At 51.6% G+C, this 21,866-nt stretch carries 18 protein-coding genes; 10 read left to right on the top strand and 8 right to left on the bottom strand.

Going from position 1 to position 21,866, the window contains the following annotated elements:
- The first annotated feature begins 35 nt into the window (after positions 1-35).
- A complete protein-coding gene (gene trpR / locus K0H79_RS04565) occupies positions 36-332 on the top strand; it encodes a trp operon repressor (protein WP_011759019.1) in 297 nt (98 codons plus the stop codon).
- On the opposite strand, the gene K0H79_RS04570 is transcribed toward trpR, so the two are convergent.
- Positions 333-710 (bottom strand): hypothetical protein, encoded by a 378-nt coding sequence (locus K0H79_RS04570; protein ID WP_220066982.1) that lies wholly within the window; start codon positions 708-710, stop codon positions 333-335.
- A gap of 117 nt (positions 711-827) precedes the next feature.
- Positions 828-1,439, bottom strand: coding sequence for a peptidylprolyl isomerase (gene slyD, locus K0H79_RS04575; RefSeq protein WP_220066983.1), 612 nt, complete (start codon positions 1,437-1,439; stop codon positions 828-830).
- 576 nt (positions 1,440-2,015) lie between these two features.
- Between slyD and thrA the strand changes: the two genes are divergently transcribed.
- The 6 genes from thrA (at position 2,016) to K0H79_RS04605 (ending at position 10,651) form a co-directional block, all read left to right on the top strand.
- The gene (gene thrA, locus K0H79_RS04580; protein WP_220077471.1) at positions 2,016-4,481 is read left to right on the top strand and encodes a bifunctional aspartate kinase/homoserine dehydrogenase I; all 2,466 of its coding nucleotides are present in this window, start codon (positions 2,016-2,018) and stop codon (positions 4,479-4,481) included.
- On the top strand, positions 4,478-5,422 hold the full coding sequence (gene thrB, locus K0H79_RS04585; RefSeq protein WP_220077472.1) for a homoserine kinase: 945 nt from the start codon (positions 4,478-4,480) through the stop codon (positions 5,420-5,422). Before thrA ends, thrB begins: the two co-directional genes overlap by 4 nt.
- A 9-nt stretch (positions 5,423-5,431) precedes the next feature.
- Positions 5,432-6,718 (top strand): threonine synthase, encoded by a 1,287-nt coding sequence (gene thrC, locus K0H79_RS04590; protein WP_220077473.1) that lies wholly within the window; start codon positions 5,432-5,434, stop codon positions 6,716-6,718.
- 137 nt (positions 6,719-6,855) lie between these two features.
- Positions 6,856-8,898, top strand: a complete 2,043-nt coding sequence (locus K0H79_RS04595) for a PAS domain-containing hybrid sensor histidine kinase/response regulator (protein ID WP_220077474.1) — start codon at positions 6,856-6,858, stop codon at positions 8,896-8,898.
- The gene (locus K0H79_RS04600; RefSeq protein WP_309304486.1) at positions 8,795-9,997 is read left to right on the top strand and encodes a response regulator; all 1,203 of its coding nucleotides are present in this window, start codon (positions 8,795-8,797) and stop codon (positions 9,995-9,997) included. The genes K0H79_RS04595 and K0H79_RS04600 overlap by 104 nt, the downstream gene beginning before the upstream one ends.
- Before the next feature lie 114 nt (positions 9,998-10,111).
- On the top strand, positions 10,112-10,651 hold the full coding sequence (locus K0H79_RS04605) for a hemerythrin domain-containing protein (protein WP_220077475.1): 540 nt from the start codon (positions 10,112-10,114) through the stop codon (positions 10,649-10,651).
- Between the two features lie 58 nt (positions 10,652-10,709).
- On the opposite strand, the gene K0H79_RS04610 is transcribed toward K0H79_RS04605, so the two are convergent.
- The 3 genes from K0H79_RS04610 to tal all read right to left on the bottom strand — a co-directional run bounded on the left by K0H79_RS04610 (position 10,710) and on the right by tal (position 13,703).
- Positions 10,710-10,895 (bottom strand): DUF3545 family protein, encoded by a 186-nt coding sequence (locus K0H79_RS04610; RefSeq protein WP_011759028.1) that lies wholly within the window; start codon positions 10,893-10,895, stop codon positions 10,710-10,712.
- A 197-nt stretch (positions 10,896-11,092) separates the two neighbouring features.
- Positions 11,093-12,730 carry a glucose-6-phosphate isomerase gene (gene pgi, locus K0H79_RS04615; RefSeq protein WP_220077476.1) on the bottom strand — a complete coding sequence of 546 codons (1,638 nt, stop codon included), beginning with the start codon at positions 12,728-12,730 and terminating at the stop codon, positions 11,093-11,095.
- A 19-nt stretch (positions 12,731-12,749) separates the two neighbouring features.
- Positions 12,750-13,703 (bottom strand): transaldolase, encoded by a 954-nt coding sequence (tal, locus tag K0H79_RS04620; protein ID WP_220066990.1) that lies wholly within the window; start codon positions 13,701-13,703, stop codon positions 12,750-12,752.
- On the opposite strand from tal, the gene K0H79_RS04625 reads away from it, so the two are divergent.
- A complete protein-coding gene (locus tag K0H79_RS04625; protein ID WP_220077477.1) occupies positions 13,702-13,902 on the top strand; it encodes a hypothetical protein in 201 nt (66 codons plus the stop codon). The genes tal and K0H79_RS04625 overlap by 2 nt on opposite strands.
- Before the next feature lie 11 nt (positions 13,903-13,913).
- On the opposite strand, the gene K0H79_RS04630 is transcribed toward K0H79_RS04625, so the two are convergent.
- Positions 13,914-15,020: an OmpA family protein gene (locus K0H79_RS04630; protein ID WP_220077478.1), complete on the bottom strand. Its 1,107-nt coding sequence runs from the start codon at positions 15,018-15,020 to the stop codon at positions 13,914-13,916.
- 218 nt (positions 15,021-15,238) lie between these two features.
- The gene (locus tag K0H79_RS04635; RefSeq protein ID WP_220067814.1) at positions 15,239-17,605 is read right to left on the bottom strand and encodes a phosphoketolase family protein; all 2,367 of its coding nucleotides are present in this window, start codon (positions 17,603-17,605) and stop codon (positions 15,239-15,241) included.
- A 441-nt stretch (positions 17,606-18,046) separates the two neighbouring features.
- On the opposite strand from K0H79_RS04635, the gene K0H79_RS04640 reads away from it, so the two are divergent.
- Entirely contained in the window at positions 18,047-19,489 is a 1,443-nt protein-coding gene (locus K0H79_RS04640) for a sodium:alanine symporter family protein (protein ID WP_220077479.1), read from the top strand.
- Between the two features lie 98 nt (positions 19,490-19,587).
- Positions 19,588-20,361 carry a peroxide stress protein YaaA gene (gene yaaA, locus K0H79_RS04645; protein WP_220077480.1) on the top strand — a complete coding sequence of 258 codons (774 nt, stop codon included), beginning with the start codon at positions 19,588-19,590 and terminating at the stop codon, positions 20,359-20,361.
- 78 nt (positions 20,362-20,439) lie between these two features.
- Here the strand turns inward: yaaA and K0H79_RS04650 are convergent, their stop codons facing one another.
- Positions 20,440-21,843, bottom strand: coding sequence for a M28 family metallopeptidase (locus tag K0H79_RS04650; protein ID WP_220077481.1), 1,404 nt, complete (start codon positions 21,841-21,843; stop codon positions 20,440-20,442).
- Positions 21,844-21,866 lie beyond the last annotated feature (23 nt).

Below are 21,866 nucleotides of genomic sequence, written 5' to 3' on the forward strand. Positions count from 1 at the left end.
CCGCACATCACTAGATCCCCGACCGAGAGGATATTATGCGGGCGTCCTGGAATTTGGTTCTGGATAAAATACTGACCCATCCCGAGCGGGATGAGCTGATTACTCTGTTTCAGTTATTGCTGACCGAGGAAGAGCGCAGCGCCATCGCCGGGCGTTTGAAGGTATTCCAATTGCTGCTCGCCGGTGAATTGAGCCAGCGCCAAATAGCCGCTGAATACCAAATCAGCATTGCAACCATCACCCGCTGCTCTAATTACCTCAAGCACATGAATGAGGCTGAGCGTGCTGTGATAGCCAAATTGATAGTAACGGACCCCGCCGATATCCGCTGATCACAAATGGCCCTGAGACGGTAACTGGTGATCTCGATAGCTCGAACGGCTTGCGAGCACATAGAGCCCGTATGCCAGCAGCATTAATGCAGGAAAGATAAGCCAGGCGCTGCCGGGTTGGGCGAGCAGTAAAACGCTTAGGGCCAGGCAAGCAAATGGCAACAGTTCATAAAGCCCCTTGGGTAACCCTCCTTTTTTTCGCTTGCGCGCCGGATCGGTGCGGCGATTATCAGAGCGAAGGATATAGACCCGAGCCCCAACAAAAAAAAGCATTAGTCCTGCAGCCAGGGCGAGGGTATTTTGTTGCCAAAGCAGGGTTGCAGTTGCACACAACATGCACAGATAGGGGAGACTTTCGTAGAGTGGCTGTTTGAGCATGTAAAGGTCCTTTTTTAATATCGGCAGTCCTTGCCGGGTTTTATATTAGGCCAAAAGAAAACGCCGATTCAAAAGAGATCGGCGTTTTGCATAAATTTAATAAGAAAGCGTTACAGCTTAGCCGCGACAGCCACAGCCGCCGTTACCATCACAGCCGGGTTTGGCTTCTTTCTCTGGGTCATGTTCGCAGTGACCGTGGTCATGATCATGGCCGCCACAGCATCCACCTTCGTCGTGATGGTGATGATGACCACCACAGCCACCGTGGGCATGGATATGACCATGGGCAACTTCTTCATCGGTCGCCAGACGCACATCTTTCACTTCAACAAAGAAGGTCAGTGACTGGCCAGCCAGTGGGTGGTTACCGTCAACCACAACTGTGTTTTCAAGCACTTCAGTAACTTGCACAGGGCGCTGACCCATTTCAGTTTCAGCAATAAAGCGCATGCCGGGCACTATGTCCTGAATATCGCCAAAGGCTTCCAGTGGCACTTCCTGACGCAGGCCATCGTGGTATGGACCATAGGCTTGTTCACAGTCAACAGTGACTTCGAGGGTATCACCGGCCAGTTTACCTTCCAGGGCATTCTCAAGACCCGGGATCAGGTTCTCTGCACCGTGCAGGTACACCATGGGATCGGCCTCGAAGGAACTTTCAATCAGCTGGCCCTGGCTGTCGCTCAGGCGATAGTGGATGGTTACCGCACTGTTCTTGGTGATTTTCATACTGCCTCCATATTCGCAATGTGCGCGCATAATACTCTGCTTTTTATGCTCAGGCGATGATTTACATCAGTGATTGTTAACTTAGGCCACTTTTTTCTGTGCGGTCTGGATAACGCCGATTGGCCCGCGTAGAAATACATTTCAATCACAAGAGGCTTAATCAGCTTTAAATATTTTAAAGTCAGATGGTTAGATGCTATTTAACTGACGTGGATTACCTTTACGTCAAGTGGCGGAAATGAAGTATATAACGGATATTTATTGGGGTATTTTCATTAACTGACATCATTGATTGCAGTATCTGAAATATTGTTGCCAATCTGTAAAAAATACTTGATTTTGGGGGTTGACAAGGATTGCCAAAACAAGCAATTCTGTGGGCTCAGTTAAATCAGGAAGTGGATTTTTCCATGCATCAGTCAGGCGCAGTAGTAACCACTATTATTACTACCACCACCATTACCGGAGTGGGGGCGGGCTGATTTTACCCTGAAAAGAATGAACACTAAGGCCCGCTCCCCCAAAAGGAGCGGGTTTTTTGTTTCTGGGGGCGAGCGAGGTAAACGGAGTAGCAAGATGAAAGTCATGAAGTTTGGGGGAACCTCGCTGGCCAACTGGCAGCGATTTGATATGGCGGCCGCTATCGTGGCCAAAGCGGCAAAAGCATCGCAAGTCGCAGCCGTGCTGTCGGCGCCGGCTACTGTGACCAATGGACTGTTGGAAATGGTGGATGTGGCCGTCACTGGCGGTGACTATCAGGCGGTGCTTGGGCGGGTTGTCGGTGTGTTTGAGGCGTTGTTTGATGATGCGTGTCAACATCAGGTATCCCATTGCCGTGAACACCTGTTTGCCGCGCTGTCCGAACAGAAACAGGCATGGCAAACACGTCTTGAAGGTGTGGCCTTGCTGGGAGAATGCCCCGACGGCGTGCGTGCCGAAATTGTGGTGGCGGGCGAGCGTCTGTCCACCGAGCTGATGGTGGCCTTGATGAGCGCCCACGGATTGAGCGCGGATAGACTCGACCCCCGGGCATTGTTTTTAGCCCACGGCACGCCGCTTGAGTCTGTGGTGGACATAGGTGTCAGCAAACCCAGATTCAAACAGCTGCCCCTGGACAGCAAACGGGTTTGGGTGATGCCGGGGTTCACTGCCGCCGATGAAAACGGGCGTACAGTTACGCTTGGCCGCAACGGCTCTGACTATTCGGCAGCCGTGCTTGCCGCTTGCCTTGATGCCAGCAGCTGTGAAATCTGGACCGACGTGGATGGGGTATATAACACCGACCCGCGGGTGGTGGCTGACGCCAAGTTGCTGTCGCAATTGTCTTATCAGGAGGCCATGGAGCTGTCGTACTTCGGTGCCAAGGTGTTGCACCCCAAGACCATAGCGCCCATCGCCCAGTTTCACATTCCCTGCTACATCAAAAACAGCTTTAATCCCGAGGCCCCGGGTACCCTGGTGTCCAATGCGGCCGATGAAACCGGCCTGCAGGTAAAAGCCATTTCCAGCCTCGACAATCAAACCATGTTTGATGTGTCAGGTCCGGGTATGAAAGGTATGGTAGGTATGGCAAGCCGCACCCTGGGTGCTATCGCCCGCGCCGGTGTATCTGTTTCCCTCATTACCCAAAGTTCCTGCGAATACTCCATCAGCTTTTGTGTGGCAGGAAAAGATGCAGCCAAGGTGCAATCGGCGCTGGAACAGGAGTTTGAGCTGGAGCTCAAGAGTGAGCTGCTGGAACCGCTGGAAATGCAATCCGGGTTGGCGATAGTGTCCCTCATTGGTGACGGCATGCGCACCCACAAGGGCGTCGCAGCCAAGTTTTTCTCGGCGCTGGCACAGGCCAGTGTGAATATCCGGGCCATAGCTCAGGGTTCTTCTGAGCGCTCTATCTCCGCCGTGGTGGAGCAGCGCAAGGTGCAAAATGCCATCGGCGCCTGTCATCAGCGCTTTTTCGATGTGCAGCAGTACCTGGATGTATTCCTGGTTGGCGCGGGTAACGTGGGCGCGGGGCTCCTCGCACAGGTGAAAAATCAGGCTGAAGCGCTGAAAGAGCAGCACATCAGCATCCGCGTCTGCGGTATCGCCAACTCCCGCAACATGTTGCTGGATGAACGTGGTATTGATCTGGCTAACTGGCAGGGGCTACTTAATGACAGCGAAACGGGCTGTGACCTTGGTGCCATGCTTGCCTGGGCTAAAGAAAAGCAACTGCTGAATCCTGTGCTGGTGGACTGCACCTCGTCCGCAGCCATTGCCGACCGCTATCTTGAGGTGATGGAAGCCGGGATGCACGTAGTGACCCCCAACAAGAAAGCCAACACCCGCGACCTTGATTACTATCGTGCCCTGCGTGAGTCTGCGCTCAGGCACAGACGTCAGTTCCTGTACGAGACCAATGTGGGCGCGGGTTTGCCGGTTATCGACAACCTGAAAAAGCTACTGTGTGCGGGCGATAAACTCCATAAGTTCAATGGCATACTCTCTGGGTCTCTCTCATTTATCTTCGGCAAACTGGAAGAGGGCATGAGTCTGTCTGAGGCAACGTCCATCGCCCGTGACAAGTGTTTTACCGAGCCGGATCCGAGGGATGATCTCTCCGGCATGGACGTGGCCCGTAAAGTGCTTATTCTCGCCCGAGAGGTGGGCATGGAGCTTGAGCTTGACGATGTGGTGGTGGACTCGGTGCTGCCCGCATCCTTCGATGCCAGTGGCGATGTAAGTACCTTTATGGCCAATCTGCCCAAGGCGGATGCTGAGATTGCCGCCATGGTGGAAAACGCCCGCAGTGAGGGCAAGGTGCTGCGCTACGTGGGCCAGATTGATGAGTCTGGCTGCCGGGTGAGTATTCAGGCCGTGGGAGCGGATGATCCACTCTTCAGCGTAAAGGGCGGCGAGAATGCGCTCGCTTTCTATAGCCGATACTATCAACCCATTCCGTTTGTATTGCGGGGGTATGGTGCGGGTACCGATGTGACTGCGGCCGGCGCCTTTGCTGACCTGCTGCGTACCCTGAACTGGACCCGCGAGGTGAGTTTATGAGTTTGACCGTGTATGCCCCGGCCTCCATGGGTAACGTGGGTGTAGGATTCGATTTGCTCGGTGCGGCACTTGCGCCCATCGACGGCAGTTTGCTGGGTGACAGAGTCATGATTGCCAAGGCGGATGCGGGGCTGACGCTTAACACCACTGGTGCATGGGTTCACAAGCTGCCAGCCAATCCCAAGGAGAACATCGTTTGGCAATGTGCCGAGTTCTTCTTGCAGCGGTTAGGCAAAGAAGAGCTTGGTATTGCGCTGACCCTTGAGAAGAACCTGCCGGTGGGCAGTGGTCTGGGGTCCAGTGCCAGCTCTGTGGTGGCAGCCCTCTATGCCCTGAACGAGTATTTCGACAAGCCGTTTGATGAGCAGGCGCTGCTGGCGCTGATGGGCGAGTTTGAAGGAAAAATCAGCGGCTCTGTGCATTACGATAACGTGGCGCCCTGTTATCTCGGTGGCATGCAGCTGATGCTGGATCTGCCCGGGCGCATCTGCGAGTCCATCCCCAGCTTTGAGCATTGGTATTGGGTGGTGGCATATCCTGGGATTTCCCTGTCTACCGCCAAGATGCGGGCGCTGATGCCAGACAGCTACGACAAGTCAGTGGTTATCGATTTTGGTCGTCATCTGTCGGCCTTCGTGCACGCCTCTTATCGTCAGGACGAAGCGCTGGCGCTCTCGGTACTCAAGGATGTGCTGGCCGAGCCTTATCGTGCCCCCGCCATCCCAGGGTATGTTGAGGCGCGCGAGGCTCTGGCTAAGCTTGGTATGCTGACCAGCGGCATTTCCGGCAGCGGCCCCACGCTCTTTTCAGTCACTTCGAGCCCCGAGACCGCTGAGGCGGCCAAGGCCTGGCTGGAAGCCCATTATCTTACAGAGGGCGGATTTGCCCACGTGTGCCGCCTGGATATGCGGGGCACCCGAGTCGTAGCGAGTAAAGGTTAAGGATACGCAATGGAACTTTATAATCTTAAGCATCCCGATGAACGGGTAAGTTTCTCCCAGGCGGTAAAGCTGGGACTGGGTAAAGACCGCGGGCTGTTTTTCCCGACTCATATTCCCAAGCTGGATGATGTTGAAACCCTGTTGACCTTACCCTTTGTTGAGCGCAGTAAAAAAGTGCTGGGTGCCTGGCTCGCCGATGAATTGGGTCAGGAGGTGGTGGATGCCTTGGTTGACAAGGCCTTTACCTTCTCGGTCCCGCTGGTGAAAGTGGACGATAAGCGTTACTGCCTGGAGCTTTTCCACGGCCCGACCCTGGCCTTCAAAGACTTTGGTGCCCGCTTCATGGCCCAGTGCCTGAATGTGCTTGCCGGTGATGAGCGGCTAACTATTCTCACTGCTACCTCCGGTGATACCGGGGCTGCCGTGGCCGACGCCTTCTATGGGCTGGATAAGGTGCAGGTGTGCGTGCTCTATCCCAAGGGTAAAATCAGCCTGCTGCAGGAAAAGATGTTCACCACCCTTGGCAACAACATCCATACGGTAGCGGTTGAATCCGATTTTGATGCCTGTCAGGCGTTGGTGAAGCAGGCATTCGATGATGCGGATGTTCGTGAAGGGTTGCACCTTAACTCGGCTAACTCCATCAATATCAGCCGTTTGCTGGCGCAGATTTGCTATTACTTCGAGGCCGTGGCCCAGTATCGCAAGGATCACGCAGATGCGCCTGTTATTGCGGTGCCCAGCGGCAACTTCGGTAACCTTACTGCGGGATTCTTTGCCAAGGCCATGGGCTTGCCGGTGAAGCGTTTTGTGGCCGCCACCAACAGCAACGACACTGTGCCACGCTATCTGACCAGCGCAAACTGGCAGGTCAAACCCACAGTGGCGACCATGTCCAATGCCATGGATGTGGCCGACCCCAGCAACTGGCCTCGTGTGGAAGCCATCGCCAAGGTCATGGGGTGGTCCCTTGCTGAGATTGATGGAGTTGCGCTGGGCGAGCAACAAACCCGTAGCGCTTTGCTGGCATTGCAGGCAGATGGCTACTTGTCTGAACCCCATGCGGCCATTGCCGCACAAGCGCTTAATATCACGCTTGGCGAGGGTGAGCGGGGTATTTTCCTCGGTACGGCTCATCCGGCGAAGTTCAAAGATGTGGTCGACCATGAGCTGTCCCTGGACTTGCCTTTGCCTCCAGAGCTTGCGGCGGTTGCTGATAAGCTGGTTCTGTCGGCCAATCTGGCGCCGGACTTTGCCGCACTCAAGGCCCATTTGTTTGAAACCCTACGCCATTGAGCAATGTTACATTCGCAAAAGGAGGCCAACGGCCTCCTTTTTTTATGAAAAAGATCCCGCCAGCCATTTATCTTCAGCAATTCGGTAAAGCTTGACTAAGCTTTAGGTAAATTGCTGAAGTTACAGGATTGACTGGAATGGAATCTGGTTCTGCAAACATGCTTTTCGATGCCCGCCACGCCTTACTTGATCCACTCTTTCTTGCCGAACTGGGTAAGATCCAGGCGCGCTTTATTCGCGGGGAGGATGTGATATTGCCGCTGTGCCGCATATTGGCTGAACATAGTGGTGCACAGGCCGTATTGGTGATAGATGCCTCCTCAAGCAACGCGCAAGATATGCCTGAGTCCGCCGCATGCTGGTGCCGCGATCCAGTGCGTTACCTCACCCTTTGGAAAGATGTTCGTGACTGGCCCTTCTCACATCAGGAACCCTTGGTGCATTGCTGGCATAAGTTTGTGGTTTGGCCGGTAAAGCACACAGATTTGTTGGTGTTTTTCCACACACCTAAAGATGCCTGGTTTGGTTTTTTACTGAGTTTCAGTGAGTTGCTTGCCGATATTTTGATGGGAATACTGACCCTGCATGTTGAGGATTGGCGTGAGGACGGGGGCAGGGAGGTCAGAGGGGACATAGACAACATTATGTTCCGCTCCATTGTCAGAAACAGCGATGATTTCATCATGGTGGTTAAGCAGTTTCACGATGGCAACAGTGAGATTGTCTATGTCAATGCCGCGGTTACCTGCATCAGCCTCTATCCTCGCAGCGAACTCAAAGGCATGTCGCTGGGTAAACTTTTTCCTAAAGGCGTTCAGGCATCCGGTAACGAGGTCGACCTTTACGACATCCTCTGCTCCGGAAAGGACTTCAATGGCGAAGTTTACTGTACCAAGGCCAATGGGGAATTGGCGATTTTACACTTACACGTGATTGCACTGGAGCAGGATAGTAAAGGCGGGCTCTATGCACTAATTGGCCGCGATTACACCGAGTTCAAGGCCATGGAAAAAACGGTCAGTCGGGCACAGAAGATGCAGGCCATAGGCCAACTGGTGGGGGGGATCGCCCATGACTTCAACAATATTCTGGGGGTTCTTAAGGGGAATCTCGAGCTGATACAGCTTAAAAATAAAGACGAACGGTTGGAAAACTACCTGACCACAGCCCTTAAATCCTGTCAAAGGGGCACGGAACTCACCAGGCGGCTGTTACAGTTTTCCCGGCAAGAGCAGTTTAACGCTCAGCATTGTCAGGTGAATGAGGTGATAGAGGGCTTAAGAGACCTCTTTGCGAAATCCCTTACCAGCCAGGTGTGCCTGAATGTGCAGCTTGCCCCCTTTACACAGGATGTGATGGTCGATAAGGGAGATTTGGAAGATGCACTCTTGAATCTTGTTATCAATGCCAAGGATGCCATGAATGGAGAGGGAGCATTAACCATAGCCACCGGTGAGTCTGAGCTTGCCGGCTATCTCCCCGGGGTGGGTGAGCGGGTATTGGTTGAGCCAGGCTGCTATGTGTGGATTTCTGTTACCGATGCAGGCCACGGTATCCCGATTCAGCTGCTTGATAAAATCTTCGAACCTTTTTTTACCACTAAGGATAAGAGCAAGGGGACCGGTCTTGGGCTCTCCATGGTCTATGGTTTTGTAAAACGATCCCGTGGCTATATGAATGTGCTGAATACCGGGCCTCAAGGTACTGAGATACGGCTTTGGTTTCCGGCGGTAACCATAAAACAGGCGGCCTCTATAAAGGCTTTGGCTACCGAAACGAGCATCCCCAGAGTGAAAACTCCTCTGAAAGCCCTGTTGGTGGACGATGAACCAGAGCTTCTTAAGGTGATGCGGGACTATTGTGAGCTCATGGGTATGGAGGTTGAAACCTTCAGCGATGGCGTCACTTTTCGAAATAGCTTCCAAAGTAAGGCCTGTGATGCCGGGCTACTCATTACTGATGTTCTGATGCCGGGAGGCATTAATGGTTATGAATTGGCCAGCGAAGTCATAGCAAAGCATCCCATGCCGGTGCTTTTGGTGTCGGGGTTTATTGAAGATATCGGTGTGAACCGATATGAAGAAATGCCGTTCAAAGTGCTTCATAAGCCGTTTGATTTACAAGCATTTACCAATGCATTGGCTGAAGTGGGTGTCAGTTTCAAGGATAGGGAGAGTTAATCAGATGGAACAACTGAAAGTGTGGATTGTGGATGACGACAATGACTACTGCCATTTGATGCGGGAAGTACTGCAGGAAGATTATGATGTGCGACTGTTTCTGGATGCAGACTCTTATTCAAAAGCCATGGTGGCAGCAAAGCCGGACATCATCCTGATGGACATCAATTTGCCCGATGTGTCGGGAATTGAATTGTGCAAATCGCTGCAGACCCAGGGAATAGACAGCGCAGTTATTTTTGTATCGGGAATGAATACCCTGGAAGAACGGCTTAAAGCCTACGAGGCCGGGGGAGTGGACTTCATTGCCAAACCTTTTGAACTCAAAGAGTTGATGGCGAAAACCAATGCGGTGGCTAACTATCAACACAAAAAAAGGGCGCTTGCCGAGGCTGAAAGCTTCTCGCGCAATATGGCATTCCAGTCGATGAATGAGTCGTCCCAATATGGGGCCGTGTTGCAGTTTTTCCGTCAGTGCTTCCTGTGCCAGGACTATCGAGCCTTAGCTGACGCCTTTTTTGGTTTGATGATGCAGCTCGATTTAAAAACCTGTTTGGAGATTCGGGTGGATGAAACCCTGTACTTTGTGCCCGAACACATGGCCATCAGCCCGATTGAGGCCAATATTTTTGAACTGCTTGATCATCAGGGCCGCTTATTTGATTTCGGCTCCCGAACCATCTGCAACGACAAACATGTTTCGTTTTTAATTAAGAATATGCCGTTGCACGATGAGGTGTTGTACGGTCGTTTGAGGGACGTCATCGCCGTTGTGGTTGAAGGATTGGAAGCCCGTATTATTGATATTCAGCGTCAACAGACGTTGCAACGTGCGGTGATGGATATCAGGCGCCTGTTGGCAGGATTATCGGACAGCATCCATGAGAGTGATGAGCAGTTTTGCCATGCGCTGTCGAATATCACTACAGAAATCCGGGCAAGCTTTCATGTACTGGACATGACGGAGGAGCAGGAGCACTTTTTCACCGGCTTGGTTGAGCGAAATTTGCGGGAAGCAAACTCGGCAAGCACTTCTTTTTTGCGTTTGCAGACCTCATTAAAGTCTGTTGTTTCAGTGTTAGAGCGCAGTACTGCATAAGCTAAAAGCTTGATCTCTATCACGTTGGTCTTTTAGGACCCTTTGTTATAGTGGTTAAGCGTCTGACGCTTTACTAGTATTGAATAAGGCAGGCATTGGCGAGGGGAGAGGGTTATGCTCAACCGATTGATGAGGGATCACAAGCATATTGCGATATTGCTGAAGATCCTTAATAAAAAACGCATTCTACTGGAAAGCGGTGAGAGCGTTAATTTTAATCTGGTTCGCGACATTGTGGAGTATATGCAAAGCTATGCCGAGCACAGTCATCATCCTCTGGAGGATGTGATTTACGAGTACTGTCTGGATAAATACCCTGAATTGCCGCGCTTGGCCAGATTGAATGAAGAGCATCAGGATCTGGTGGCGTCGTCAGCTTCTTTAATGTCGACCTTGAATCTTATTCTTAATGACGTTGTGGTTGCGAAAGAAAAGCTGATTGGCGACCTATCCAGTTACGTCAGTGCACAGGAAGCGCATATGCTGTTTGAGGAGCGAGAGCTTTTTCCCATACTGGCTAAGGATCTCAATGACGAAGATTGGCATGAAATCAATGAACGTTGTTTGAACAAACTGATGGATGACCCGCTCTTCAGTGATGACGATAACCAACTGTTTGATGAGCTGCGAAATTACCTGTCACTGTCAGACTGACAGCGAAACGTGGACAATAAAAAAGAGCGCTTGAGCGCTCTTTTTTACAACAGGAAAGTTAATCCATCAGGGAATCAATATCGTAAGCGAGATTGGAGTCAATATCCTGCAGTTCCTTCAGCAGGCGATGCTTATCCTTCAGCGCCTCGATTTCCCTCCACTTGCGTTTTTTGTTGGAGCCTTTAGAGCGACCTGGTCTTTCTACGACTTCATCTAGCGCACTACCATAATCTAAACGATCCATGGCAACCTCCTGTTGTTGTATGTTTTCTCAGCAACTAAATACCACACATCGCAAACAGGGTGCAAGAATAATGTTTCAATTGTGTTAAGCAAAAATGAAACTTGGATGATCTTCGCAGCGGATTAAATAACTGACTGAATTTCAATAAAAAGGCCGATAAATTATCGGCCTTTGATTATTAAAGAGAAAACATCTGATTAGATTTGTCCTTTGCGGAACAAATTAATGAGCGCGTTACTGGAGGAGTCCAGTGCGCTGGCATCTTCATCGGCTGTCAGGCGCGCCAGCACATCATTGCCCAGCGTTTTGCCAAGCTCCACGCCCCATTGGTCGAAAGAGTTAATATCCCAAATCACACCCTGAACAAAGGTTCTGTGCTCGTACAGCGCTATCAGAGCACCCAATGTAGAAGGCGTCAGTTTGTCCATCAGCAGTGTGTTACTCGGTTTGTTACCTTCCATAACTTTATGACGAGCGATCAGGGTCTTCTCATCATCACTGAGGTTACTTGTTGCCAGTTCTGCCAAGGCTTCTTCAAAGGTACGCCCCTGCATGAGAGCCTGTGTTTGTCCAAAGCAGTTGGATGCCAGTTGTACATGGTGTTCACCCAGCGGATTGTGGCTTTGAAGCGGCATAATAAAGTCGGCAGGGATGAGCGCTGTGCCCTGATGTAATAGCTGGTGATAGGCATGCTGACCGTTGGTACCTTCACCGCCCCAAATAACCGGGCCAGTGCTGAAATCCACGGTTTCGCCATCCATCATGACGGACTTGCCGTTACTTTCCATGTCGAGCTGCTGGAAGTAGGCGGGCAGACCACGAAGGTAGTGATCATAGGTGAGCACTACGTGTGATTGGGCATTGAAAAAGTTGCCATACCACACTGACAGCAGACCCATAATAACCGGCATGTTCCCGGCCAACGGCGCCGAGGTGAAGTGCTCGTCCATGCTTCGGGCGCCGGCGAGCAGCGCACGGTAGTTATCCATACCCACCATCAACGCGATAGGTAGGCCAATGGCAGACCAGAGCGAGTAGCGACCGCCAACCCAGTCCCACATCGGGAAGATATTGGCTTCATCGATACCGAAATCGGTCGCCTTGGCCACGTTGGAGGTGACAGCGGCAAAGTGTTTGGCAACATCAGCCTGAGAAGCGCCGCTTTTCAGGAACCAGTCGCGGGCGCTCAGGGTGTTGGTAAGGGTTTCCTGGGTGCCAAACGATTTGGATGACATCAGGAACAGGGTGGTTTCCGGGTCAACCAGCTTGAGCTTTTCCACCAGTGAGGTGGCATCCACATTGGCAACAAAGTGACAGTTCAGTTTGCCTGTCCAGTATGGACGAAGTGCCTGGGTGACAATCTTGGGGCCGAGGAAGGAGCCGCCAATACCTATGCTGACGATATCAGTGATGGCTTTACCCGTGTAACCGCGCCATTCGCCAGAGGTAACAGAGGCAACGAAGGATTCGATTTTATCCAGTGTTGCATGAACTTCAGGCACCACATTAACACCATCCACTTCAACCACGGCATCCTTTGGCGCACGCAGGGCGGTGTGCAGTACGGCACGCTTTTCGGTGGTGTTGATGACATCACCGGCAAACATGGCTTTGATGCGGGCTTCGAGCTGAGCTTGCTTTGCCAAATCAAACAGGGCACCCAGCACGGCTTCTGTCACACGGTTTTTGGAGTAATCCAGAAGCAGGCCACAGGCTTTCAGCGACATTTTGTTGAAACGTGCGCTGTCAGTCGCAAAAAGTTCACGCATATGGGGCAGTTTGTTGGAATATTCTTTCAGTTTCTGCCATTCAGGAGTATTGGTTACTCGACTCATTCGTTGCTTCCCCGCGTTATCAGGCCAGTTTGGCCTTGAGCATCTCTTCCAGTTTGCCTTGATCGATGGCGAAGTTACGGATCCCTTCGGCCAGCTTTTCAACTGCCATGGCATCCTGGTTCATTTCCCAGCGAAACTCCGCTTCGCTCATCACAGGACCCGGTGCAACGGTATCAGTTGTCGGGGTCAACTTACGTACCACAGGGGTATTGCTGGCGGCCATTTCTTCGAGCAGTGACGGGCCAATGGTCAGACGGTCACAGCCGGCCAGCTCAATGATTTCACCCGTGTTACGGAAGCTTGCGCCCATCACCACAGTCTTGTAACCGTGGCGCTTATAGTAGTTGTAGATATCCGTTACTGACACTACGCCTGGGTCTTCACTGGCGCTGTAATCTTTGCCGGTAGACTTCTTGTACCAGTCGAGAATGCGGCCAACGAAAGGTGAGATCAGGAATACGCCTGCTTCGGCACAGGCGCGGGCCTGGGCAAAGCTGAACAGCAGCGTGAGGTTACAGTTGATGCCTTCGGCCTCCAACTCTTTTGCAGCGCAGATACCTTCCCAAGTGGATGCCAGTTTGATCAGGATGCGGCTCTTGTCGATACCGGCTTCCTGATACAGACGGATAAGCTTGTGGGCCTTGGCGATAGAAGCTGTTTTATCAAAAGACAGACGGGCATCCACTTCAGTGGAGATGCGGCCGGGAACCAGTTTAAGGATTTCCAGACCGATGTTGACAGCCAGTTTATCGGCAGCGTCTTCAATTTGGGTTTCAAGATTGTCGCTCTGGGTTTTGGCCCAGGCAATGGCATTATCGATAAGGCCTGAATATTCGGGAATTTGCGCTGCTTTCAGGATCAATGAAGGGTTGGTGGTGGCATCTTCAGGCTGAGAGCGTTTGATGGCTTCAATATCGCCGGTATCAGCGACTATGGTGGTAAAGGATTTGAGTTGCTCTAAGGTATTGGCCATGGATCTTGTCCTTTTCGAAATGCTGCCGGAGCGCCGGGTTTATAGACTCAATATTAGAAGCGATTTTGCGCTTTTTTCCAACCGCACTATGAAAAAAAATTACAAAATAGACTTAAAATTTCCAAATGAGTCCGGCAAGGTCTTTAAATCGCATTATACAAAGAAAAAAGCCACTGCAAGGCAGTGGCTTTATCAGTGACAACTCACAGATTACTTGAGTACTGGTACCTTTTCAGAACCGGTCACAACCGCTTCTACACGGCGGTTGGCCGCATGAGCTTCAGCTGTGTTGCCATCCATTACCGGACGGGTGATTCCGTAACCTTTGGCGGTAACGCGCTCGGCGCTGATACCATACTTTTCAACCAGCAGTTTGGCAGCGGCATTGGCGCGCTTCTCAGACAGCTTCATGTTGTAGTCTGGGTTACCAACGTTGGAAGCATGACCACCAACTTCAACAGTTGAACCTGGGTGCTGGTTCATGTAGTTGGCCAACTTCTCAACAGACTCGTAGGAAGATGGATTGATAACAGAGGAGTTGTTGGCAAAACGCAGTGAGCCCAGGGTATGGGTGGTCACATCGTCTTTGTAAACGGTACAGCCGTATGCATCAACCTTGTGATCTGCTGGAGTGGCAGGGCACTTGTCCAGATTGTCGTTTACGCCGTCGTTATCTGAATCAACAGGTGCAACAACCACGGGAGCGACGACTGCAGGAGCTGCCTTGCTGCCGAAGCGATAGCTCAGCTCCAGACCCCAATAGTTGCTTTCCATTTCCAGGGTGTTCCACATCTCTTCATCGAGATTTTCGTAGCGACGGTATTTGGCAGACAGCTTCAGGTTGTCGGTAAAGTTATAACCGATACCAGCACCTACGAACGGCGCAATGCCGCTGTCGCTGTAGTACTTAGAGCCCCACTGCTTGTTGTTGTACACCAGGTAGTTCATGGCACCGGCTTCAGCCGACAGGCTCCACTTGCTCGCGAATGGCCAGAAGGCAACCAGGCCCAGTGTGGTACCCTTGGCGCCCACGTCATTCAAGTTATTGGCGTAGTCAGTCCACTCGGCGCGGCCCAGGTCACGGTAACCCAGCTCGACACCAAAGTAGTCGTTGAACAGGTAGCCGGCGAATACGTCCCAAGCATAAGGGCTGTCTTCACCACAGCTTTTCATGGTTTTTTGGTCGCAGGCTGGCTCATAGTTGTTGATACCAACACCACCACCCACATACCAGGGGCTCATGCCTTCATCAGACGCCATAACACCAAATGGCAGCGCCGACGCGAGCAGTGCAATTTTCAATGAGTTTTTCATCATAATTCTCCAAGTCCATTGTTTGATGATGTCCACCATAATGCTCTTTGGGAAGTTGGAGCATAGCTTGCGCTTCGTGTGGTGTTCCCTTTGTGTTTTAGCAAGCCACACATATTATCGGTGCTAAATAATTGAATTTCTACAGTACAAAGTTCCTTTTAATTAAAAAATAAAAAGACACCCACTAGGGGTGTCTTTTAATTCACAGAATTATAACGCTTTTAACGAGTCCACACCCAATTTTCGATGTGAATAGGATCTACGCCATTGGCTTTAATATAATTCTTATGGTCAACCAAACGTTGCAGCATATCTGTGGTGATGGCCACATGTTGGGTTTCATCGATAATACCTTGCTGGAACAATTTATAAGCCATATCGATTACCAGGTGATAGCGTGAAGTCCCATTTCGCACACCCATATCGAATGGTGTGGTGGTTGAACCTTCCTCTTCATAGCCTTTAATGCGGAACCTGTGGCTACCTTTGTAATCGAATACCAGTTTCTTGATGGTGTTTGGATAACCGTGGTAGTTGAACACCACGCCTTTATCTTTGGTGAAGATTTCGTCCATCATCCAGGGCTTTTGCTGGAACTTACGGCTTCCCAGACCATTGGAATTCAGTTCAGACACACTCACGAAGCGCACACGTACCCGTGGCAGCAATTCGCGGATGAGAACCAAAGAGGCCATACACTCCTGGGTGGCGTAGTCACCGCAACCCGCCAGGACCACATCCGGGTTGTCATCAGAGGCAAAGTCCCAAATCATCAGACCATCTTTGGCCTGGCGGCGGGCTTCATCCAGGGTCAACCATTGAGGCAGCTCTTTCTTACCTGCAACAATGATGTTCAATTTGTCGCGGTCAGCGTAAGCACGCTCGGTATAAACCAGAGTGCTGTTGGCATCAGCAGGCAAGTACGCAGAAATAATCTCTGGGTGTTTTTCCAGCATGGCACCGAGGAAGCTTGGGTTCTGGTGCGAATAGCCGTTGTGGTCCTGACGCTCCAACAGTGAAGACAGCACGACGTTACAGGATGGCAGTGGCTTACGGAAATGGACGCCCTGGCTTGCGTAAACGTATTTACAGTATTGGTCCGCCATGGACGACACCACCTGCGAGAAGGCCTCATAGGTTGGGAACATGCCGTGACGACCCGTAACCGTGTATCCGTGCATCATGCCAAACAGCAGGTTTTCAGACAGCAGTTCCAACACACGGCCGTCACGGCTCATGTCCTGATCCCAGCTTTCAATAGGCCACTGCCAGGCGCGATCGGTTTCTTCAAACACGGCTTGCAGCTGGTTGGAGTAGGTTTCATCCGGACTGAAGATGCGCAGGTTGCGCTGATCGCGGTTGAGCTTAAAGGCTTCACGCATCCACTCGCCCATTTTATTCATGGAGTAGCCGCGATGACCGCGTGGCACTTCTGCACCATAGGCCAATTTAGTCAGATCTGGATTGGTCAGCGCACGGACAACTTCGCCGCCGTAGGACAGGCGTTGACGACCACAGCTGAGTTCTTTGGGCGGGATAAGTGACTTGATGTCGGGGTCAAACTGGAGCTCGCCCTTATCAGTCACACTGCAGAGCTCGGCAAAACCATAGCTCGCCAGCCAGTTATCCAAGGCTTCGAGGTGGCCTTTATCAGTGGCGCACTTGTTGACGATAACCTGGTGCGATTCGCAGTTACCCTCAAGTTTCTTACCCTTGTCTTCGGCAACACCAGTCCAACCTTTTGCAGTGCGCATCAGGATCACTGGCCAGCGTGGCTTACAAACGTCTTCACCATTGCGGGCACGGGTTTGGATGTCATTAATCATCTCATAGGAGAGATCCATGGCCTTGACCATTTGCTCATAGACATCTTCTTCCTGTTGATCGTCGACAATGATGGGGTGATAACCCAGACCGCGGAACTCAAGATCCAGTTCTTCGTGGCTCATACGACCCATACGGGTTGGGCCCGAGATCTTGTAACCGTTAATGTGCACGATTGGCAGCACAGCACCGCAAGTGGCTGGGTTGACCAGACGGTTGGCATACCAGGACGCGGCCAGGGGGCCTGTCTCTGACTCTCCGTCCCCAACGAGCACTGTGGCAATCAGATCGGGGTTGTCCAGCACGGCCCCAAAACCAACAGACAAGGAATAACCCAGCTCACCACCTTCCAGAATTTGTCCGGGTGCTTCTGGGTTGGCATGTGAAGGATAGCCATAGGCCGCTGAAAATTTCTTACAGATATCTTCAATGCCGGTTTCATTGTACGGGATGGTTTCGGGGTAGAAGTGGCTCAGAGAGCCTTCGATAAACAGGTTGGCCTGAACAGCTGGGAAGCCATGGCCTGGGCCAACTAAATAGAGGAAGGGGCGCTTGTGTTTTACGATGAGACGGTTGACGTTGGCGTATACAAAGTTGATGCCGGGACAGGTGCCCCAGTGGCCTAGCAGTCTGGGTTTGATATCTCCGTGAACCAGTGGTCGCTTGTGTAACACATTCTGCTTGAGATAAATCTGTGAGGTGGCCAGGAAGTTAGTGGCCCGCACAAATTTTTTCAGTGCGGTAATCTCGTGCTGTTGAGTCATCATAAGCCTCTCGATGCTTAAAATGGTTAAGTGGAATCTGTTTCTTGGTGAGTACTATATTTGTAATTTTTTTACAAAAATGTGCCCCACATCCAAATTCGCAAAGTTGATCTCACTAATGTTCACATCTTGTATAGCTGTGTTTTGTTTGTTAATCGACTTTTAACAGTATCTTATACTCGTATTTGCTTCGTGATTCGCATGTCGTATAAATGCGCAAGCGTGAGCTTGATCACGAGTTTTTTTTGAAATACTGTGCTACTTTGCCGCGTCCATCGGGCATCCAATTGTTGTAAGTGGTACTGAAACTCAGCCACATTAAGGGAATTCTTTAGAAAAATTACAGCTATTCATGCGCTTAGGGATAATCTTAAGCAATGTTGCGGCAGCGGCGAGAGAAAGGGATGCATCGCCATTGCAGGAAGGAAGAAGAACAAGACTATGTTAGAAACTATTGTTAATTTTCTTAACGCCCTGCTATGGGGCAAGCTGCTGGTTTACGGACTGGTGGGTGCGGGGCTTTACTTTACAGTTCGACTGGCCTTTATCCAATTGACTCACTTTAAACATGGCATCAAGGTCATGACTATCAGCCGTCAGGGTGGCGACGGTGGCCTATCTTCTTTCCAGGTGTTCTGCACCAGTATGGCCGCGCGTGTTGGCGCGGGGAATATGGCCGGTGTTGCTGTAGCCATTGGCACCGCAGGGCCTGGAGCTGTGTTCTGGATGTGGGCGATTGCGGTACTTGGTATGGCAACCGCCATGATTGAATCGACCCTGGCACAGGTCTACAAAGTGAAAGATGAAGACGGCCAGTTCCGCGGTGGTCCTGCCTACTATATGGAGAAGGGATTGGGTCAGCGCTGGATGGGCGCATTGTTCTCTGTCTTTCTGATCCTGGCATTTGGTTTGGTGTTTAACGCAGTTCAGGCCAATACCATCACTGGTGCGTTGGAAAGAGTATTCGGATTCGAAGCCGTCTACGTCGGCATTGGAATAGTGGTCGCCAGCGGATTCGTCATTATGGGCGGCCTTCGTAAAGTGGCGCGTGTATCAGAAATCGTTGTGCCCTTTATGGCCCTGGTATACCTGCTCATAGCGTCAGTGGTTGTGGTGGTGAATCTCGACAAATTGCCAGAAGTATTCAGCCTGATAATCAAGAGTGCCTTTGGTTGGCAAGAAGCCGTAGCCGGCGGTGTTGCGTACAGTGTGGCTCAGGCCATGCAGGCCGGTATTGCCCGCGGTCTGTTTTCCAACGAAGCCGGTATGGGCAGTGCCGCAAACGTAGCCGCCAGCGCTACACCCAACCCCAATCATCCCGCTTCTCAGGGATTTGTGCAGATGATGGGGGTGTTTGTCGATACCCTGGTGATTTGTACCGCCACCGCGGCCATCATTTTGCTTGCCGGCGACATGGGCGCAGAAAGCGATGGTATTAAACTCACCATCGATGCCTTGACCAGTCATGTGGGAGATTGGGGCGGCGCATTCATCGCGTTTGCGATTTTCCTGTTCTGCTTTACATCTATTATTGCTAACTATTCTTACGCTGAAACCAACGTCATGTTCCTGTCCGGTAACCGCAAAACTGCGTTGCCGCTGTTCCGGTTACTGGTGCTGGGCATGGTGATGTTTGGCGCCATGGCAAAAATCAGCCTGGTTTGGGATCTTGCGGATGTTTCCATGGGGCTGATGGCAATAGTGAATATTATCGCGCTGGTGCTGCTGTCTGGTCTCGCTATCCGGGTGATAGATGACTATCGGGATCAACTTAAAAAAGGCGACATGCCGGTATTCGATAGAAGTAAGTTTCCAGAGCTGGATGGTCAGGTAGAAACCGACATCTGGCCCGAGAATGCCAAAGCCAGGGCAAACGAAGCCTGAGCCGATTAGTGCAATCCAAAAAAACCACGCCAATGCTGCGTGGTTTTTTTATCTCTCTTGGGTATCATAAGGGCTAACTGAATTGACGAGAGAAACCCATGCTGGTTGTAATTTCCCCCGCCAAAACATTGGATTACGATCATCCTGCGCCCACAGAGCTGTACACCTTACCTGAGCTGGTCAGCCACAGCGCTGAGCTGATAGAAGTCTGTAAGGGTTTAACGCCGGCCGATATTGCTTCTTTGATGTCGGTGAGCGACAAAATTGCCGGGCTGAATGCGGCAAGATTTGCGTCCTGGACGCCGTCCTTTTCATTGGAAAATGCCAAACAGGCACTTTTCGCCTTTCGCGGGGATGTGTACACAGGATTGGATGCAGACAGCCTGAGCGCGGAACAGCTTGAGTATGCCCAGTCCCATCTGCGCATGCTTTCCGGCTTGTATGGTGTGTTAAAACCCCTGGATTTGATGCACGCCTACCGTCTTGAAATGGGCACAGCCCTTGGCAATGGCCGTGGCAAAAACCTGTATGAGTTTTGGGGTAATATCATCACGGATAAGCTGAACGAGGCGTTGGCCGCTCAAGGGGATGATATCTTGGTCAATCTTGCGTCCAACGAATACTTCAAGGCCGTTAAAGCCAAGCGGATAGAAGGAACACTGGTAAACCCTGTGTTTAAGGATGCCAAAAACGGTCAGTATAAAATCATCAGTTTTTACGCCAAGAAAGCCCGCGGCTTGATGGCGCGTTTTATCCTGACCACCCGGCCAAAGTCCATAGAGGATCTTAAAGGGTTTGATTGCGATGGCTATTATTACAGCCCTGAGCAGTCGACTCCCAACACGCCGGTGTTTTTACGGGAAGAGCGCTAAAGTTCGCTGAGGCAGTTTTGTTTAGTGTGATAAAAACGCGGCCAACGGCCGCGTTTTTCATTATATGGTGACAAGGTGTTATTCCTTGGGAGGCAAGGGTCTTAGTTCGACTTCGCTGTTTGCCATCATCCAGGCAAATTGCGCATACACGGCCACGTTTTGTGCCAGTGCCTCTGGGTTAATCTTGTCCAGCGTATCGTTGGGCGTGTGGTGAAAGTCAAAGTAATCACTTCCATCCTGACGAAGCGAAGCAACAGGTACGCCAAGAGCGGGCAACATGGAGACGTCCGGGCCTCCTGAAGCCTTGTTATTGCCAGCCGCTACGCCCAGAGACTCTGCCACCTTCATGGTGTTGACTACAGGAGTGTGAGCCGTGTCAGCCACCCGCCAATCAATCTGATAAATAGGACCTGCGCCGAAGTCGGATTCGGCCGCGATATAGTGTTTATCCAGTTCGGCTTCGTGTTCTTTGGCGTAGGTTTTTCCGCCTAATAATCCCAGCTCTTCTGCGGCATACAGCACTACACGAACGGTCCGTGCCGGCTTTTGTGGCAGGTCGAGAATGTGTTTGGCGGCCGCAGTCACAATGGCAACGCCGGCACCATCATCGATGGCGCCGGTTCCTTCGTCCCAGGAGTCAAGGTGTGCGCCTATCAGTACAATCTCATCGGCTTTGGTGCTGCCTTTGACTTCGGCTATCACATTGTAGGATGTGGTTTCACCACGGCGCTCAGAGCCAAGCTCAAGTGAAATCACGACTTCTTTATCGCGCTTGAGCATGGCATTAATCAGGTCGGCATCCGGGTTGGAGATGGCGGCGGCAGGAATCGCGGTGATACCTTCCTCATAGCGCATCATGCCGGTATGGGCCATACGGTCATGATCTGTGCCGATGGAGCGGATGATGATACCCACAGCGCCTTTTTTCGCAGCGGCTACGGCGCCGCGACTACGTCCGGAAGCCGTTTGGCCATAGCCCTTTCCATCCCGGTGCCGTTCTGTTTTGGCATCAATAAAGGCGATTTTGCCATTCAGGCCGCCATCTTCGGCATTCTGTAAGTCTTGCAAGCTATCAAACCGCACAATGGCGGCGCTGAGTCCCTGAGGTGGTGTGGCAACACTGCCGCCCAGTGCGGTTACCACCAGGGGTTGTGGAAAAGGGCTTAGAATGCTGGCTTTAGCTAAACCTCGGTGCCAAACGGGAACCGTTACGGGTTCCTTATAAACCCGGTCAAATCCCAGGCTTTGCAGCTTGGCGATTGCCCAGTCCACTGCCACCTTATCCTGCTCACTGCCTGCGAGCCGGGGGCCCACTTCAACTGTCAAAGACTCCACGATGTCATAGCCGAGGGAAGAAGACTGGGCTTTTTGTGCCAGTTGCTCTGCAACTTTCTGATTTATATCGTCCGATGAAAATGCGCCCCAAGGGGCCGTGAGCGCAATCAGGCCGACTCCAGCCAGAAGCTTAGGTAGGGTTTTCATGTGTTTCCTCTATTTTTATTAGG

Origin of the sequence: Shewanella sp. FJAT-52076 (genome assembly GCF_019457455.1) — a bacterium.
GTDB classification, from domain to species: Bacteria; Pseudomonadota; Gammaproteobacteria; order Enterobacterales; family Shewanellaceae; genus Shewanella; species Shewanella zhangzhouensis.